The organism is Pseudomonas sp. ZS1P83, assembly GCF_054897825.1.
Genome location: NZ_CM142706.1, coordinates 3224988 through 3241571 on the forward strand (window position 1 = coordinate 3224988; position 16584 = coordinate 3241571).

Consider the following 16584-nt stretch of genomic DNA (forward strand, 5'->3'; position numbering starts at 1 on the left):
CCGGGACGCTCCGCGTCCCATGCCGAAGCGGACGCGGAGCGTCCATTGAGGCATTCCCACGCGGAGCGTCACTAGTGTCCGGTAAAAAACGAGGGGGGAGCTTGCTCCCCCTTGCTGTTGGCGGCTGTGAGGCATAATCGGTTTTTTCAGACTCGATTTTGACTTATGTTTTCCAGCACCCGTTTAAGCCAACTACTCAGTGCGATCCCGCGCCAGTTTTTCCAGCAATCCATCGAAACACACCAAGCTGATCGCTACGTTAAACGCTGCACGACCTGGCAATTGCTGGTGACACTGATCAGCGGCCATTTGACCCGAGCCTCAAGCCTGCGATCCTTGGCGACTATCTCCGAAAATTTCGGCCCGCATAGCTACCATCTTAATGCCGGCCCTATTGCCCGCTCGACAATGTCCGATGCCTTGAACAAGCGTGACTACCGGCCATTACAGGACCTTTGTGGGTACCTGATGAGCGCCGTCAGCCGCCAGCAGCGCAAGGAGGTCGGGGCCATGGTTAGCCTGATTGACTCCACGTCGATCACCTTGCGCGGACCTCACTTCGATGGCTGGACAGCCGCGACGAAAACCCGCATCACCCAAGGCCTCAAAGTGCATGTCGGACTGGATCTGGCGCAGCTGGCCCCGGTGTACGTGAACATTACGCCTGCCAACGTCAACGACCTGAGCGATGCACTGGAAATGCCGATCCAGACCGGCATGACGTATGTTTTCGACAAGGGCTACTGCGATTACAACTGGTGGCACGAGTTGCAGACCAAAGGTGCTTTTTTCGTCACCCGCCTGAAGAAAAACGCCAATATCAAAGTGCTGCATGAGCACTCGACCGTGACTGAGCAAAGCTCGGTCATGACCGATGAAGTCGTCCAGTTTGGCAAAAAGCATTTGGCCGGCAAACGCCTGAACGACTATTGGGAAAAGTCGGTAAGACGCGTCGTGGTTGAGCGCGAGGGGCATGCGACGCCGTTAGTTCTGGTGACCAACGACTTCACGAGGACAGCTGAAGAAATCGCGTCCTTGTACAAAGATCGTTGGCAGATCGAGCTATTTTTCAAGTGGATCAAACAACATCTGAAGCTCAAACGCTTTTATGCCTACTCCGAAAATGCGGTGCGTTTGCAGATTTACAGTGCCTTGATCAGCTATCTGTTACTGCAAATACTCCATCGTCGCTCAGGATTTACCGGCTCGTTGTTCGAACTGACGGTTCGCATAGTTCATGTCCTGTTTGAACGGCCCGGAACCCCAGTATTGAGGGATCGACGAAGGCAGGAGCGAGAAAAGTTGAAGGCTGCCCAAGGCAGCCTTCAGCTATGAAGCATGTTTACCGGACACTAGTGACGCGGAGCGTGGGAACGATCAGTGGGCAAACAAAAACCCGCACAAGGCGGGTTTTGTTTTGCAGCAAACACAGCAATCAGTCAGCCAGACGCCAAGTCGTTCCACCCTTCCCGTCTTCCAGCACCACGCCCATGGCGGTGAGCTGGTCGCGAATGCGGTCCGATTCTGCCCAGTCTTTACCGGCACGAGCCGCCAGACGCGCAGCAATCAGCGCATCTACCTCAGCCGCATCAACCCGCCCTTCGGCACCGGCCTGCAGGAAGTCATCCGCTTCAAGCTGCAACACACCCAGCACGCTGGCCAGTTCTTTCAAACGCGCCGCCAGACCGGCCGCTGCATTGAGATCGCTCTCACGCAAACGGTTGATCTCGCGAACCATCTCGAACAGCACCGCGCAGGCTTCCGGCGTACCGAAATCGTCGTTCATCACCTGAGTGAAACGCTCGACGAATGCCTCACCACCTGCCGGCGCCACGTTTGGCAGGCCTTTCAACGCGTGGTAGAAACGCTCGAGTGCCCCTTTGGCGTCCTTGAGGTTGTCTTCCGAGTAGTTGATTGCGCTGCGGTAGTGGCTCGACACCAGCAGGTAACGCACGACTTCCGGGTGGTACTTTTCAAGCACGTCGCGAATGGTGAAGAAGTTGTTCAAGGACTTGGACATCTTCTCGCCATTGATGCGAATCATGCCGCAATGCATCCACGCGTTGGCGTAGGTCTTGCCGGTCGCCGCTTCGCTCTGGGCGATTTCGTTTTCATGGTGCGGGAATTCGAGGTCGCTGCCGCCGCCATGAATATCGAACGTCTCGCCGAGGCAGCAGGTGGACATCACCGAGCACTCGATGTGCCAACCCGGACGCCCGGCGCCCCACGGCGATTCCCAGCTCGGCTCGCCCGGCTTGGTGGCTTTCCACAGCACGAAGTCCAGCGGATCCTGTTTCGACTCGTCGACTTCGATGCGCGCGCCGATGCGCAGGTCTTCAATTTTTTTGCGCGACAGCTTGCCGTAGCCCATGAACTTGGCGACGCGGTAATACACGTCGCCATTGCCCGGTGCGTAGGCGTAACCCTTGTCGATCAACGTCTGGATCATGCTCAGCATGCCAGGGATATGATCGGTGGCCCGCGGTTCCATATCCGGCTTGAGGATGTTGAGGCGCGCCTCGTCCTCGTGCATCGCGGTGATCATGCGCTCGGTCAGCACGTCGAACGGCTCGCCGTTCTCCTTGGCCCGATTAATGATCTTGTCTTCGATGTCGGTGATGTTGCGCACGTAGGTCAGGTTGTAACCGCTGAACCGCAACCAGCGGGTCACCAGGTCAAACGCGACCATGCTGCGGCCGTGGCCAATGTGGCAGTAGTCGTACACGGTCATCCCGCAGACGTACATGCGCACATTGTTGCCATCCAGCGGCTTGAATACTTCTTTGCTCTTGGTGAGCGTGTTGTAGATCGTAAGCACTGAGTGCTCCTTAACGCTGAATCACTGGCCCCACGAATCGCGCAGGGTCACGGTACGGTTGAAGACCGGAGAACCTGGTTTCGAGTCCTTGATATCCGCGCAGAAGTAACCTTCGCGCTCGAACTGGAAACGGTCTTCCGGCTGTGCATTGCCCAACGAAGGCTCGGCACGACAACCGGTGAGGACTTGCAGCGAGTCAGGGTTGATGTTGTCCAGGAAACTGGCGCTGTCTTCAGCCTTCTCAGGGTTGGCCGAACGGAACAGGCGATCGTACAGACGCACTTCGCACTCGACGCTGGCAGCGGCCGGCACCCAGTGCACGACGCCCTTGACCTTGCGGCCTTCAGGGTTCTTGCCCAGGGTGTCCGGGTCATACGAGCAACGCAGTTCGACGATGTTGCCATCGGCGTCCTTGATCGCTTCGTCCGCACGGATCACGTAGCTGCCGCGCAGGCGCACTTCGCCGTTCGGCTCCAGGCGTTTGTAGCCTTTTGGCGGCTCTTCCATGAAGTCTTCACGATCGATGTAGATCTCACGGGCGAACGGCAGAACGCGCACGCCCATGTCTTCTTTCGGGTGGCACGCCAATTCGAGGTTCTCGACCTGGCCTTCCGGGTAGTTGGTGATCACGACTTTCAGCGGGCGCAGCACGCACATGGCACGCGGGGCGCTGTGGTCGAGGTCGTCACGGATGCTGAATTCCAGCATGCCGAAGTCGACCACGCCGTCGGAACGGTTGGTGCCGATCATGTCGCAGAAGTTGCGGATCGATTTCGGCGTGTAACCACGGCGGCGGAAGCCGGACAGCGTGGACATGCGCGGATCGTCCCAACCGTGAACGTGCTTTTCATCGACCAGTTGCTTGAGCTTGCGCTTGCTGGTGATCGTGTAGTTCAGGTTCAGGCGCGAGAACTCGTACTGACGCGGTTGCGCCGGCACGGGCAGGTTCTCGAGAAACCACTCGTACAGCGGACGGTGGCTTTCGAACTCCAGCGTGCAGATCGAGTGAGTGATGCCTTCGATGGCGTCCGACTGACCGTGGGTGAAGTCGTAGTTCGGGTAGATGCACCACTTGTCACCGGTCTGGTGGTGGTGAGCGTGACGGATGCGATACATGATCGGGTCGCGCAGGTTCATGTTCGGCGAGGCCATGTCGATCCTGGCCCGCAGCACGCGTGCGCCATCCTTGAATTCGCCGGCCTTCATACGGGCGAACCAGTCGAGGTTCTCTTCCACGGAGCGGTCGCGGAACGGGCTGTTCTTGCCCGGCTCGGTCAGGCTGCCGCGGTATTCCTTGGCCTGTTCGGGGCTCAGGTCGTCGACGTAGGCCTTGCCGGCCTTGATCAGTTCAACGGCCCAGTCATGCAACTGGTCGAAATACTGCGAGGCGTAGCGCACTTCACCGGACCATTCGAAGCCCAGCCATTTGACGTCACTTTCGATCGCGTCGATGTATTCCTGGTCTTCCTTGGCCGGGTTGGTGTCGTCGAAACGCAGGTGCGTGACGCCGCCAAATTCCTGGGCCAGACCGAAGTTCACGCAAATCGACTTGGCGTGACCGATATGCAGATAGCCGTTGGGCTCAGGCGGGAAACGGGTGACGATCTGCGTGTGCTTACCCGAGTCCAGGTCCGCCTGGATGATCGGGCGCAGGAAATTGACCGGCACGGCAGGGCCAGTCTTGGAATTCGAGGTAGGGTCGACAGTGGGCTTGCTCATAGGATCCTTGAACGTACAAGTGCGCGGCCAGTTGGCCAAATCAAAGCGGCTGTTAAATCAAAGGGGCTTATCATAGCCGATGCTGTCAAGCCGCTGACAGAGCAGGCCAAAAAACGGCTGCATTTAATCGGATGCAAATGAAAAACAGCCTCGAAATTCGCGCCCGGCACGCTAAACTGCGCACCTTGGCTGTTGCTGGCCAGACCGGTTGAGGGCTGTAACGCCCCGAAACCCACGAATTCATATAAAGAGTACCGATCATGACCCAAGTCAAACTGACCACCAACCATGGCGACATCGTCCTGGAACTGAACGCTGAAAAGGCACCGGTTACCGTTGCCAACTTCATCGAATACGTTAAAGCCGGCCACTACGAAAACACCGTTTTCCACCGTGTCATCGGTAACTTCATGATCCAGGGCGGCGGTTTCGAGCCAGGCATGAAAGAAAAGAAAGACAAGCGCCCAAGCATCCAGAACGAAGCCGACAACGGCCTGCCGAACGAGAAGTACACCGTGGCCATGGCTCGCACCATGGAACCGCATTCGGCTTCCGCCCAGTTCTTCATCAACGTGGCTGACAACAGCTTCCTGAACCACAGCGCCAAGACCGCTCAGGGCTGGGGCTACGCGGTATTTGCTAAAGTCGTTGCAGGCACCGACGTCGTCGACAAGATCAAAGGTGTTTCCACCACCATGAAATCTGGCCACCAGGACGTACCGGCAGAAGACGTGATCATCGAGAAAGCCGAGATCATTGAGTGATACTGCTGATTTCAGACTTACATCTGGAAGAGGAGCGCCCGGACATCACCCGGGCGTTTCTGGATTTGCTCGCCGGACGCGCCCGCTCGGCGAGTGCGCTGTACATTCTGGGCGATTTTTTCGAGGCGTGGATTGGCGACGATGCCATGACGCCCTTTCAGCGTTCCATCTGCCAGGCCCTGCGCGAACTCAGCGACAGCGGCACGGCCATTTTTCTGATGCACGGCAATCGCGACTTCATGCTCGGCCAGGCCTTCTGTAAACAGGCCGGCTGTACGTTGTTGAAGGACCCGAGTGTCGTGCAGTTTTACGGTGAGCCGGTCCTGTTGATGCATGGCGACAGCCTGTGCACCCGCGACGAGGCTTACATGAAGCTGCGTCGTTATCTGCGTAACCCCATCACCCTGTTCATCCTGCGGCACTTGCCCTTGCGGACTCGCCATAAACTGGCGCGCAAGCTGCGCAGTGAAAGCCGTGCGCAGACGCGGATGAAGGCCAATGACATTGTTGATGTCACACCGGAAGAAGTGCCGCGGATCATGCAGACCTTTGGCGTGAAGACCTTGATCCATGGGCATACCCATCGCCCGGCCATTCACAAATTGCAGATTGGCGAGCAGGCGGCCAAGCGGATTGTGTTGGGGGATTGGGATCGTCAGGGGTGGGCGTTGCAGGTGGATGAGAATGGGTTTGCGCTGGCGCCGTTTGATTTTGGAAACCCGCGCCTGACCGTTGAATGAGATCCCTGTAGGAGCGAGGCTTGCCCGCGAAGGCGTCGTATCAGTCGACATCAATGTTGAATGATACGACGCCTTCGCGGGCAAGCCTCGCTCCTACACGGATTCGCTTAATGGCCGGAGGTAGCAGGCCCCGCCTTCGCCGCAAACGGCGGTTTCGCCAGCCACACCAGCAAGATCAACCCCATAAACCCCCACCCCAGCAACGTGAAGTAATCCACGGTCGACAGCATGTACGCCTGACTGGTCAGCACATGATCCAGCTGCGCATACGCTGGATTGCCCGCCCCGCCCAGACTGTTCAACGCATCCCGAGTCGCCGGTTCATAGGTCGTAATGCTTTCACTCAAATACGCATGATGCTGATCCGCCCGGCGAATCCAGATCCACGTCGTCAATGACGCCGCAAAACTGCCGCCCAAGGTCCGCAGGAACGTCGCCAGGCCCGCGCCGTCGGCGATTTGGCTCGGCGGTAGATCCGACATCAAAATGCTCAAGGTCGGCATGAAGAACAGCGCCACACCAATCCCCATGAACAACTGCACCAGCGCGATGTGCTGGAAGTCCACTTCATTGGTAAACCCGGCGCGCATGAAGCAACTCAACCCAATCGCCAGAAACGCCAGCCCAGCCAGCAGCCGCAGATCGAACTTGTGCGCGTACTTGCCGACAAACGGCGACATCAGCACCGGCAGGATCCCGATCGGCGCCACCGCCAGCCCCGCCCAGGTCGCCGTGTAACCCATCTGGGTTTGCAGCCATTGCGGCAGGATCAGGTTGATCCCGAAGAACCCGGCGTAACCCAGCACCAACACGATGGTGCCGATGCGGAAGTTGCGGTAAGCGAACAGCCGCAGGTTGACCACCGGGTGTTTGTCGGTCATTTCCCAGATCACGAACACAGCCAGCGCAATCACGGAAATGGCCGCGCCAATGAGGATGAAGTTCGACTCGAACCAATCGAGGTCGTTGCCCTTGTCGAGGATCACCTGCAAGGCGCCGACGCCAATGATCAGCGTGATCAAACCGACGTAATCCATCGGCTGGTAACTGGTTTCCACCGGCCGCGCCTTGAGCTGCGAACGCACCACCATCACCGCGAAAATACCGATCGGTACGTTGATGAAGAAGATCCACGGCCAGCTGTAACTGTCGGTGATCCAGCCGCCGAGGATGGGGCCTGCAATCGGTGCGACCACCGTGACCATCGCCAGCAACGCCAGGGCCATGCCGCGCCTGGCCGGCGGATAGACTGCGATCAGCAGCGTCTGGGTCATCGGGTACAACGGACCTGCCACCAGACCTTGCAGCACCCGGAAGCCAATCAGCTCAGGCATCGAGGTCGAGATGCCGCACAAAAACGAAGCCACCACGAACAGAATGGTCGCCCAGAGAAACAGCTTCACCTCACCGAAGCGCCGGCTGAGCCAACCGGTCAGGGGCAACGCGATGGCGTTACTCACCGCGAATGAGGTAATCACCCAGGTGCCCTGCTCCGAACTCACGCCCAGGTTGCCGGAAATCGTCGGCAGCGCCACGTTGGCGATGGTGGTGTCGAGCACCTGCATGAAGGTCGCCAGCGACAGGCCGATGGTGCTGAGCACTAGGCTTGGCGGCGTGAAAGACGCGTTATTGCTCATCGCAAATCCTTTGAAACTGGGCTGGCGCGGCGCCTTTTAACGGGCGCCGCTGAGGGATTGGCGAATCAGCGTTGAGCGGTTTTGCTGACCGCAGCGCTGTTGTCGTGGATCAACTGAGTGATCATCGCGTCGGCCTCGGCCAACTGACGGTCATAAACGTTGGTGCTGAACGAGGCTTTCTGCGGCGACTGTTGCGCCAGCACCGGACCGCTCTGGTCGCGCAGGTTCACATCAACCTGAGTCGACAGGCCCACCCGCAACGGGTGCTTGGCCAGTTCTTCGGCGTTGATGTGAATCCGCACTGGCACGCGCTGGACGATCTTGATCCAGTTACCGGTCGCGTTCTGCGCTGGCAGCAAGGCAAACGCGCTGCCGGTACCGGCGCCGAGGCTGTCGATGGTGCCGCTGTATTTCACGTCGCTGCCGTAGAGGTCGGCCTCGATGTCCACCGGTTGACCGATGCGCATGTCACGCAGTTGGGTTTCCTTGAAGTTGGCGTCGATCCACAACTGATCCAGCGCAATGACCGCCATCAGCGCCGTACCCGGCTGGACGCGTTGGCCCAGTTGTACGGAGCGTTTGGCGACATAACCGGTGACCGGCGCGATCAAGGTGCTGCGGGAGTTGTTCAAGTAGGCCTGACGCAATTGCGCGGCAGCGGACATCACGTCCGGGTGCGACGAAACCACGGTGTCATCCACCAACGCGCTGGTGGTTTTCAGCTGTTGTCTGGCGTTGGCCAGGGCGTTTTGCGCCGAGGTCAGGTCATCGCGAGCGTGGGACAGTTCTTCCTGAGAAATCGCGCCGCCAGCGGCGAGGTTTTTCCGGCGATTGAAGTTGTCCTGAGCTTTTTGCACTTCGGCCTGCTGGGCGTTGACCTGGGCTTTCATGCCGTCGACGTTGCTGTACAAGCCGCGAACCTGGCGTACGGTGCGGGCCAGGTTGGCCTGGGCACTTTGCAGACCGACTTGGGCGTCGTTCGGGTCGAAGTTGATCAGCACCTGGCCTTCGTGCACCAGATCGCCATCGTCGGCACCGATGCTGACCACGGTGCCGGTGACCAACGGAGTGATTTCCACCACGTTGCCATTCACATAGGCGTCGTCGGTGCTTTCGTTCCAGCGCCCGTAGAATTCGTGATAACCCCAGACGCCGACACCGGCGAGGATCACCACGATCGCCAACACCACCAGCATGACTTTGCGTTTGCGCGGGTTGCTCGTGTCTTGAGCGTTGTCAGACGCTTTATTAGTTGGAGCAGGAGTTGTATCGGCAGTGGCCATGACAAATACCTTGAATTAGTGGGTCTGCGTGGCTGGGGTTACTTTGGCGGCGGCCAGGGTTTCGCCCTGGAAGCCACCGCCCAGCGCCTGCATCAGTTGGATCGACAGGTCGATCTGCTCGGCATTCAGGTTGGCCAGCTGACGCTGGGCCTGGAGCAATTGCTGCTCGATGCTGAGCACGTCCAGGTAGTTGCCGATGCCGGAACCGTAACGCTGGACCACGGTGTTGTAAGAATCCTGGGCAATGTCGGTGGCGTGCTGCTGAGCGCCGATCTGCCGGCCGATGTCGCGCAACTGGTTGATGGCGTCGCTGACATCACCCAGCGCTTTCACCAGGCTTTTGTTGTACTGCGCCACGGCGAGGTCGTAATCGGCGTCGCGGGAATCGAGGTCGGCACGCAGGCGGCCACCGTCGAAGATCGGCACAGAGATCGTCGGCGCAATGTTGAAGAAGCGACTGGCCGAACCGAACATCGCGTCGCCCAGCAATGATTCGGCACCGGCCGCAGCGCTAAGGTTCAAGTTTGGATAGAACTGGGTTTTGCCGGCGTCGATGTTCTTGCTCGCCGCCTCAACCCGCCAACGGGCGGCCACCAGGTCTGGACGCCGACCCAACAGCTCGGCCGGCAGCACCGAGGGCAACGCGACGGCGCTGGCCTGAAGGATTTTCGGCCGGGCGATTTCATTGCCGCGATCCGGGCCTTTACCGAGCAATACGGCCAACGCGATTTTTGCGCTTTGCAGGCGTTTTTCGGCGTCGATCAGGCTCGCTTCGGACGTAGCTTCAAGGCTTTCGGTCTGCTGGAACTGGTATTGACTGTCGATCCCGGAACTCAGGCGACGCTGGCTCAGATCGAGCATTTGCCGGGTGCGCTTGAGGTCTTCACTGGCCAGGTCATAGACGATGTGCGCCTGACCCAGATCGCTGTAGGCACGAGCCACGTCGGCGGACAAGGTCAGCTGAGCGGCTTGTTGATCGACTTCGGCAGCACGAGCCTGGCCCAGTGCGGCTTCCCAGGTATCACGCTGACCGCCCCAGAGATCGAAGTTGTAATTGAAACTGGCGCCGATGTTGCGCACGGTGGAATAAGTACCACCCTGCCCACTCGGGTCCTGATCGCGGGCCAGACGCGAACGGCTGACGCCAGCGCTGGCATCTAGGGTTGGCATCCGCGCAGCGTCGGCGGCGTAAGCGGCCGCGCTGGCCTGGTGAGCACGGGCATCGGCGATTTGCATGTCAGGGCTGTCGTGCAGGGCTTCGCGGATCAAGCCGTCGAGCTGTGGGTCACCGAGGCTTTTCCACCAGTCACTTTTCGGCCAGGCCGCGGGCGAGAGGGTCACGCCATTGAGCGATTGCCCGGCCTTGAGGTTTTTCGCATCGAGGCTGACGCCCTCGGTGGTCAGGCCGCTGTAACTGGCGCAGCCGGCGAGGCTCATGGCCAACAACACCAGGCTCAGGCCGGCACGCAAGGTTTTACTGCTCATTTGTCACCTACCCGCAGCAGGGTGATCGAGTCACCGGCTGCCACCAAAATTTTCTTCAGGATCTGTTCCAGGGTTTTCAATTCTTCCGGGGTGATCGCGCCTGCCAGTTCATTCATCGCATCGGCGCCGATGTGCGGCAGGCGGTCGGCGAGCTTCTGGCCTTCTTTGGTCAGCACCAGTTGAACCTGCCGGCGGTCCGCCTCGGAGCGTTGGCGGGCGAGGAAACCTTTCTGTTCCAGACGATCGAGCATGCGGGTCATCGAACCGCTGTCCAGCGACAGGTGACGGCACAGCTCCGCCGGGGTATCGACGCCGAACTGGGCCATGATGATCAGCACTTTGAACTGCGCGGCGGTGATGCCGTGGGGTTCCATGTGCGTGTCGATGATCCGGTCCTTGAGCAGCGCAGCGCGCCCGAGCAAAAGGCCGAGATGGCAATTATGGAAATCGTATGAGGTGAAATGTTTCATCTGACCACCGATTAGCTGCCTAGGCAGTGAATGTATGTCGAGATATTACTGCCTAGGCAGCGAATGTCAAAGTAATAGTTAGGATGCTTTGTCTTTAGGTGATGAGTGGCTCACGACCGATCGTTCCCACGCGCAGCAAAGGAATGCCTCAACGGACGTTCTGCGTTCGGCTTTGGAAGGGACGCGGAGCGTCCCGGGCTGCATTCCCACGCAGAGCGTGGGAACGATCATGGGTGAGAGGACTAAAAGTCCCGCTTGTAGAAGATGTCCAGCGAACTGGCCACGCCGCCGGCGGCTTCGAGGTAGACCTTCTTGCTCAGCTTGTAACGCAAGGCGATGGTGTTGGCCGGTTCGAACACACCAACGCCATAACGCAGGCTGAGCTTCTCGGAGATATTGCCGCTGGCCACAACGCTGGTTGCGTTGCCGCTGCCCTGGGTGTCGAGCTGGAAGTCCTGAATACCCAGGTCCTTGGCCAACCCGCTGGTCACCCCCGAGCTGCCCATCAACCCCAGCCCCAGCGCGGCTTGGGCGAGCATATTGTTGTCCTCACCGCTGGTGCTCAGCGGGCGCCCCAGCACCAGATACGACAACGCCTGCTCCTGGCTCATGGCTGGCTCAGAGAAGATCTGTGTCGTCGGCTGCTCGGCGCTGCCGCTCAGGCGAATGCCGGCGATCACGTCGTCGGTCTGGCGAATCGCTTCGATGTCCAGATACGGCTGATCAATGGGACCGGCAAACAGCAACCGCGCACGGCGCACCGTCAGCCGCTGACCGTAGGCACGGTATCGCCCATCGTTGAGCCAGAGTTCGCCGCGGGTGTCCAGGTTGTCGCCGATGTGCACATGACCTTGCAGATTGGCGGTCAGGCCAAACCCGGCAAAGCTGAGCTTGTCCTGCCCCACCACCACATCGATGTCCATCGCCATGGCCATCGGCGGTTTGCCCGCTTCGGTCTGCTGGCCGACGATCACCGTGTCATCGGACACCTTGACCGTCGACGGCGGCAACTCGCGCACGGTGATCTCGCCTTTTGGCACCAGCACCTTGCCGGCAATCGCCAGTTTGTCGTCCTTCATCGAGATCTTCAGGTCTGGCGCCACTTCCAGCTTGGCGTACGGCTCGACGGTGACTGGCAATTGCGTGCCTTTGAGCGCCAGATCCACCACCAGCGCCTGACCCCAGGCGATGTTGCCATTCAGGCTGCCCTGCCCGCTCTTGCCGCTTTTCCAACCGCCGTTCAACTGCACGGTTTCACCCGCAATCACGGCTTGAAGTTGCAGCGCTTCGAGATCCATCGGCAGTTCAGCCCCGGAAATCTCGCCGTCGCTGAGCAGCAGATTGCCGTTGACCTGCGGCGCCAGCAGCGTGCCTGCAAGCGTGCCGCTGCCATTTAAACGACCGGTCAGTTTCTCGACCATCGGCACGAACGGCCGCGCCACGGACAAGTCCAGACCACTCAAGCGGAACGAGCCGGCCAGTGGTTTGTTGTTCGGCAGCGGATTGATCTGCGCCTGGACCCTGAGTTCGCCGAGCTTGCCGCCGACGAAGTTGAGGTCGGTGTCGATGCGCTTGGGCGTGAGTTTGCTGTTGAGTGTCAGCGTCTGGTAGGGGAAGTCCAGCCACTGGTCCTTCTCCTTGATGCGCAACGTGCCGCCGCTGGCATCGACGCTGATCTGGCCGTTCGGGCCGCTGGCCGGCAGGTCCAGTTGCAGGTCGGCATTGAGGCGGCCCTTCCAGGCGAAATCTTTCGGCAACCATTGCGCGAGGCTGTCGATCGGGAATTGTTTGAGGTGATAACGCAGCTTCGGCTCAGGCATCAGGCGCTGATCCTCACCGCACAGGCTGGCCGGGCCGGATGTCCAGCAATGGGCGCCGACATTGACCTTGCCGTCTGCCAACCGTTCAAGCTTCGCCGGACCTTGCAGCTTCCAGTCCTGACCGCCGGCCTGGATATCACCGCTGGCCAGCCGCCCACGCCAATTGCCTTTATCCAGATTGCCATCGAGGCCGAGCGCAAGTTTCAGCTTCGGCCCTTGCAGATCGAGGGCAAGTTTCTGGTTTTTGATATCGCCCTGGCCACTGGCAGTCAGCGTCCCCAGTGACGTATCACTGGCCTGAATGCCACTGCCCTTGAGATCGATTTTCGCGCGCTGCGCACTGTCGAGGGTTGCATCCAGATTCAGGCTTTGCAGGCGATTGTCTTCGAACGCCAGTTGTGTGCCTTGCAGCCCGAGCTTGCCTTGCGGCGCCTTGAGCGTCCCGGCGACATCGATGCGGCCATTGAGCTGACCGCGCAGTCGCGGCCAGAGTTGGGCCAGGCGCGACAGCTTGATATCGATCTGGCCGGCGAGCTTCTGTTGCAGGCTGCCTTTGCCGTTGATGCTGTTGTCGCCCAGGCGAATCTGTAGTGCGCTGAGGTTCCATTGCTCACCGCTGCCATCGGCTTTTGCTTGCAGAACAGCCGGTTGACCGCGCAGTTTGCCTTTGAGATCGAGGTCGGCGGTCAGGCTGAGTTTTTCACTCTTCATCTCGCCCTTGCTGCGCAACGGTCCGGCCAGCGTGCCCGGCAACTCCGCGACCCAGTACGCCGGGTTGATTGCCGACAGGTCCAGCGCAGTGTCCCAGGCAATGCCATCGGCAAATTGCAGGTTCAGGTGCCCTTCGGCCTTGCCCTGCCCGGCTTCGAGTCGAATTTGTTGCAGGTAGATTTTCGTCAGGTCGCCGCTGAACGGGCTGGTCAGGCTGAACGCCCCGGCCGGGCCGTCGAGTGCGGCTTTGAAGCTGCCGAGGTATTGGCCGTCGGTGTAGGAAACTTCACCATTGAAGCTGCGCAATGCCACTTCTGGCTCGTCGATCAGCGGATAGAGGCGATGCCACGGGAAATCCAGCCAGTCGATTTTCGCTTCAGCGCTCAGGCCTTTGCTCCAGTCGAGGTTGCCGGTGACTTTGAGGCTTTGCTTGTCGTTGGCCGTGAGGTCCAACCCGGCGATCTGAGCGCCGTTGGCGTCGACCTTGCCTTGCAGCAACAACGCGACCGGGCCAATTTCTGCGGGCAATGTGGCTTTGCCGAGTAACTGGTAACCGTTTTTCAGGTCGCCGTCGCCGGTGAGTTCCAGTTGATTAAGTTGCAGGGTGTCCGGCAGATCGGCGCTGGGCTTGAAGCCGTCAGCGGTGATCCGCACCTTTGCCGGCAGGTTTTCCACCAGCGGTTGCAGTTCACCGGTCAGTTGGCCGTTCAGGTAACCACTGCTGTCGGCGTTCAGGTTCAGGGTTTTCAGCAGATCGCCGTCAACCTTCAGGGCCAGCGTCCAAGGCTCGGTGCCGGGCGCCGGCAGGGTCAGTTTGCCTTCGACTGTCAGCGGCCAGTGGCCGCTGGGTTGCAGCAGGCCTGAAAGATTCAGGCTCAGATCATCCCTTTGCAAATGAACAGAGTCGATCTGCAAGCCTTTGGCCGTCCAGTGCGCCGCCAGTTGCAAACCCTTGAGTTCTTCACTGCCGTTGAACAGCAGGCTACCGACCTTGACGTCACCCAGTTCAATCGCCAGCGGCAGCTTTAAATCCGGAAGCTTTATCGGGCCGCTGCTTTCTTCTTCAGTGCCCGGCGGGAATTGCAGGCTGACTTGATCGGCCTGCAATTGCTTGATGCACAAGGTCATACGCGTCAGGCACAACGGCGACCAGGCGAAAATCGCCTTGCTCAGCTCAACCCGGCTGCTGTCCTGCTGCCACACCAAATGGTCGGCACTCCATTGTCCGCCCAGACGCCCCTGAAAATTGTCCACGGTCAAACCCGGCACAAACCCCAGCGCCCAGCGACTGCCCGTCGCCGTACCTAACACCGAGGCCACGGTCAGGACGACCAGCATCAACAGCGCCAGAATCGCCGACAGCGTTATTTTCAAACCACGACTCACAGCTCAGGCCCCATGGAAAAGTGCAGTCGAATGCCGCCGTCGTCGTCCATCGCATGGGCCAGGTCGAGGCGTATCGGCCCCACCGGAGAGATCCAGCGCACGCCGATACCAACACCGGTCTTGAGGTTCGGCAGTTCGAGGGTATTGAAGGAGTTGCCCTGGTCGATAAAGGTCGCGACCCGCCATTTTTCGGCGACGGAGTACTGATACTCGACGCTGCCGGCGATCATGTAGCGGCCACCGATGCGGTCGCCCTCGGAGTTTACCGGGGACAGGCTCTGGTAGTCGTAGCCGCGCACGCTCTGATCGCCACCGGCGAAGAAGCGCAGCGACGGCGGCACCGATTGGTAGCCGTTGGTGGCGCTACCGCCGACCTGCACCCGCCCGAGGAAGCGGTGCTTGTCGAAGACCGTGGTCAAGCCTTTCACCAGCGCGGTGCCGTAGACCAGATTGGTGTCCGACCCCACACCTTCCTTGGCCACTTTGGTCTCCAATTCCAGGCGATAACCGTTGTGCGGGTCGATGCGGTTGTCGCTTTTCAGGTACGAATAGCTGACGCCAGGCATCAGCAACGTGCTGAGCCCCGAGTCGTCGCCGAGCCTGTATTCCTCGCGCTGCCATTTGAGCGACACCACCCGCTGCCAACCGCTGGGCAGCTTGCTGTGCCACTCGGGACCGACAGTCAGCAGTTTGCTGAGGGAATCCTTGTCGGCGATTTCTTCGTTCTGATAGCCACCGGCGAACCGCAGTTTGTCGGTCAGCGGCGGGTCCAGTGGAATGTCATAGAACACACCGACGTTCTGTCGTGGTGCCGAGACTTCGGTCTCCCAGCCATAGCTGTGCCCCTGAGGGTTGACCCAGTGCCGGGTCCAGTTGGCCTTGACCCGTGGGCCGACGTCGGTGGAATAACCCAGCCCCAGGCCCATGGTCCGTGGTTTGCGGGTTTCGAGTTTGACGTCTACCGGGATGACATCGTTCTTCGACGCCGTCGGCGCCGCATCCACCCGCACACTGTCGAAATAGCCGCTCGATTGCATGGCCTGATTGAGTTCGGCGATCAGCTCGGAGTCATAAGGCGCGCCGGCCTTGAACGGCACCATGCGTTGCAGCAGGTCTTCGTCGAACGGCGTATCACCCTCGAAACTGACCTTGCCCAGTGAATAGCGCGGGCCGCTGTTATAGATCAGTTCAATGTCGGCAACGCCGGCTCGCGGGTCGACCGACAATTTCTGGCGGGTGAAATATCCGCTGAAAAAGCCGTAGCGCGAAGCCTGGTTCTGAATGACGCGCTTGGCGTCTTCGTAACGGCCATGGTTGAGCACTGCGCCGGTTTTCAGCGCATTGCTTTTGGGTACACGAAAGGATTTGAGGGAGGCGGCCGGGCCGTCGATGCGAATAGTGACGTTGCGCAAATGAACCGGCTCGCCGGGATCAATAGTCAGCACCAGGCGAGGCGTCTTGCCGCCCTTCACCTGCGAGTCGATCTGCGGCTGGTAATAGCCCAAGGCCTGGGCGGCCTTGCGTGCCTGTTCTTCAGCGCCACGACTGAAGCGCAACAAAGCCTCTTCATCACGATCGCCGGGGCTGCCGATATAGCTCTCTATATTGGCTTTCAGTTCATCGTTGGACGGTTTGATCCGCACATCCAATTCACTTTGGGCCAGCGCCGTGCAGCTGGTGATCAGCATCAGCACGCCGCTGGTAATTCTTCCTGGAAACTTCATAGGCGCGGATGCTATCACGAGCTTGGG

General features: G+C 59.7%; 11 protein-coding genes. 3 read left to right on the forward strand and 8 right to left on the reverse strand.

What is annotated here, in order from left to right:
• Window positions 1–165: 165 nt before the first annotated feature.
• A complete protein-coding gene (locus ACYZT0_RS15380; RefSeq protein ID WP_462041955.1) occupies window positions 166–1335 on the forward strand; it encodes an IS4 family transposase in 1170 nt (389 codons plus the stop codon).
• A gap of 100 nt (window positions 1336–1435) precedes the next feature.
• Here the strand turns inward: ACYZT0_RS15380 and cysS are convergent, their stop codons facing one another.
• The gene (gene cysS, locus ACYZT0_RS15385) at window positions 1436–2818 is read right to left on the reverse strand and encodes a cysteine--tRNA ligase (RefSeq protein ID WP_462041956.1); all 1383 of its coding nucleotides are present in this window, start codon (window positions 2816–2818) and stop codon (window positions 1436–1438) included.
• A 21-nt stretch (window positions 2819–2839) separates the two neighbouring features.
• Window positions 2840–4537: a glutamine--tRNA ligase/YqeY domain fusion protein gene (locus ACYZT0_RS15390; RefSeq protein WP_462041957.1), complete on the reverse strand. Its 1698-nt coding sequence runs from the start codon at window positions 4535–4537 to the stop codon at window positions 2840–2842.
• A gap of 260 nt (window positions 4538–4797) precedes the next feature.
• Here ACYZT0_RS15390 and ACYZT0_RS15395 point away from each other — a divergent pair, with 260 nt between their 5' ends.
• Both ACYZT0_RS15395 and lpxH read left to right on the forward strand, forming a co-directional pair.
• The gene (locus tag ACYZT0_RS15395) at window positions 4798–5301 is read left to right on the forward strand and encodes a peptidylprolyl isomerase (RefSeq protein ID WP_462041958.1); all 504 of its coding nucleotides are present in this window, start codon (window positions 4798–4800) and stop codon (window positions 5299–5301) included.
• Window positions 5298–6041: a UDP-2,3-diacylglucosamine diphosphatase gene (lpxH, locus tag ACYZT0_RS15400; RefSeq protein WP_462041959.1), complete on the forward strand. Its 744-nt coding sequence runs from the start codon at window positions 5298–5300 to the stop codon at window positions 6039–6041. Before ACYZT0_RS15395 ends, lpxH begins: the two co-directional genes overlap by 4 nt.
• A gap of 107 nt (window positions 6042–6148) precedes the next feature.
• Here lpxH and ACYZT0_RS15405 read toward each other — a convergent pair whose 3' ends face one another.
• The 6 genes from ACYZT0_RS15405 to ACYZT0_RS15430 form a co-directional block, all read right to left on the reverse strand.
• Window positions 6149–7678 carry a DHA2 family efflux MFS transporter permease subunit gene (locus ACYZT0_RS15405; protein WP_462041960.1) on the reverse strand — a complete coding sequence of 510 codons (1530 nt, stop codon included), beginning with the start codon at window positions 7676–7678 and terminating at the stop codon, window positions 6149–6151.
• 65 nt (window positions 7679–7743) lie between these two features.
• Window positions 7744–8961, reverse strand: a complete 1218-nt coding sequence (locus ACYZT0_RS15410; RefSeq protein ID WP_462041961.1) for an HlyD family secretion protein — start codon at window positions 8959–8961, stop codon at window positions 7744–7746.
• A 15-nt stretch (window positions 8962–8976) separates the two neighbouring features.
• Window positions 8977–10446 carry an efflux transporter outer membrane subunit gene (locus ACYZT0_RS15415; RefSeq protein WP_462041962.1) on the reverse strand — a complete coding sequence of 490 codons (1470 nt, stop codon included), beginning with the start codon at window positions 10444–10446 and terminating at the stop codon, window positions 8977–8979.
• Window positions 10443–10916 (reverse strand): MarR family winged helix-turn-helix transcriptional regulator, encoded by a 474-nt coding sequence (locus ACYZT0_RS15420; protein ID WP_462041963.1) that lies wholly within the window; start codon window positions 10914–10916, stop codon window positions 10443–10445. The genes ACYZT0_RS15415 and ACYZT0_RS15420 overlap by 4 nt, the downstream gene beginning before the upstream one ends.
• Before the next feature lie 242 nt (window positions 10917–11158).
• Window positions 11159–14833: a translocation/assembly module TamB domain-containing protein gene (locus tag ACYZT0_RS15425; RefSeq protein WP_462041964.1), complete on the reverse strand. Its 3675-nt coding sequence runs from the start codon at window positions 14831–14833 to the stop codon at window positions 11159–11161.
• Window positions 14830–16557, reverse strand: a complete 1728-nt coding sequence (locus ACYZT0_RS15430; RefSeq protein WP_462041965.1) for an autotransporter assembly complex protein TamA — start codon at window positions 16555–16557, stop codon at window positions 14830–14832. The genes ACYZT0_RS15425 and ACYZT0_RS15430 overlap by 4 nt, the downstream gene beginning before the upstream one ends.
• Between the last annotated feature and the right edge of the window lie 27 nt (window positions 16558–16584).

Bases quoted from the DNA above. Each gene is read 5' to 3' on its own strand.
- ACYZT0_RS15380 (WP_462041955.1), top strand. From the start codon at position 166: ATGTTTTCCAGCACCCGTTTAAGCCAACTACTCAGTGCGATCCCGCGC.
- ACYZT0_RS15390 (WP_462041957.1), bottom strand. From the start codon at position 4,537: ATGAGCAAGCCCACTGTCGACCCTACCTCGAATTCCAAGACTGGCCCT.
- ACYZT0_RS15395 (WP_462041958.1), top strand. From the start codon at position 4,798: ATGACCCAAGTCAAACTGACCACCAACCATGGCGACATCGTCCTGGAA.
- ACYZT0_RS15405 (WP_462041960.1), bottom strand. From the start codon at position 7,678: ATGAGCAATAACGCGTCTTTCACGCCGCCAAGCCTAGTGCTCAGCACC.
- ACYZT0_RS15410 (WP_462041961.1), bottom strand. From the start codon at position 8,961: ATGGCCACTGCCGATACAACTCCTGCTCCAACTAATAAAGCGTCTGAC.
- ACYZT0_RS15415 (WP_462041962.1), bottom strand. From the start codon at position 10,446: ATGAGCAGTAAAACCTTGCGTGCCGGCCTGAGCCTGGTGTTGTTGGCC.
- ACYZT0_RS15420 (WP_462041963.1), bottom strand. From the start codon at position 10,916: ATGAAACATTTCACCTCATACGATTTCCATAATTGCCATCTCGGCCTT.
- ACYZT0_RS15430 (WP_462041965.1), bottom strand. From the start codon at position 16,557: ATGAAGTTTCCAGGAAGAATTACCAGCGGCGTGCTGATGCTGATCACC.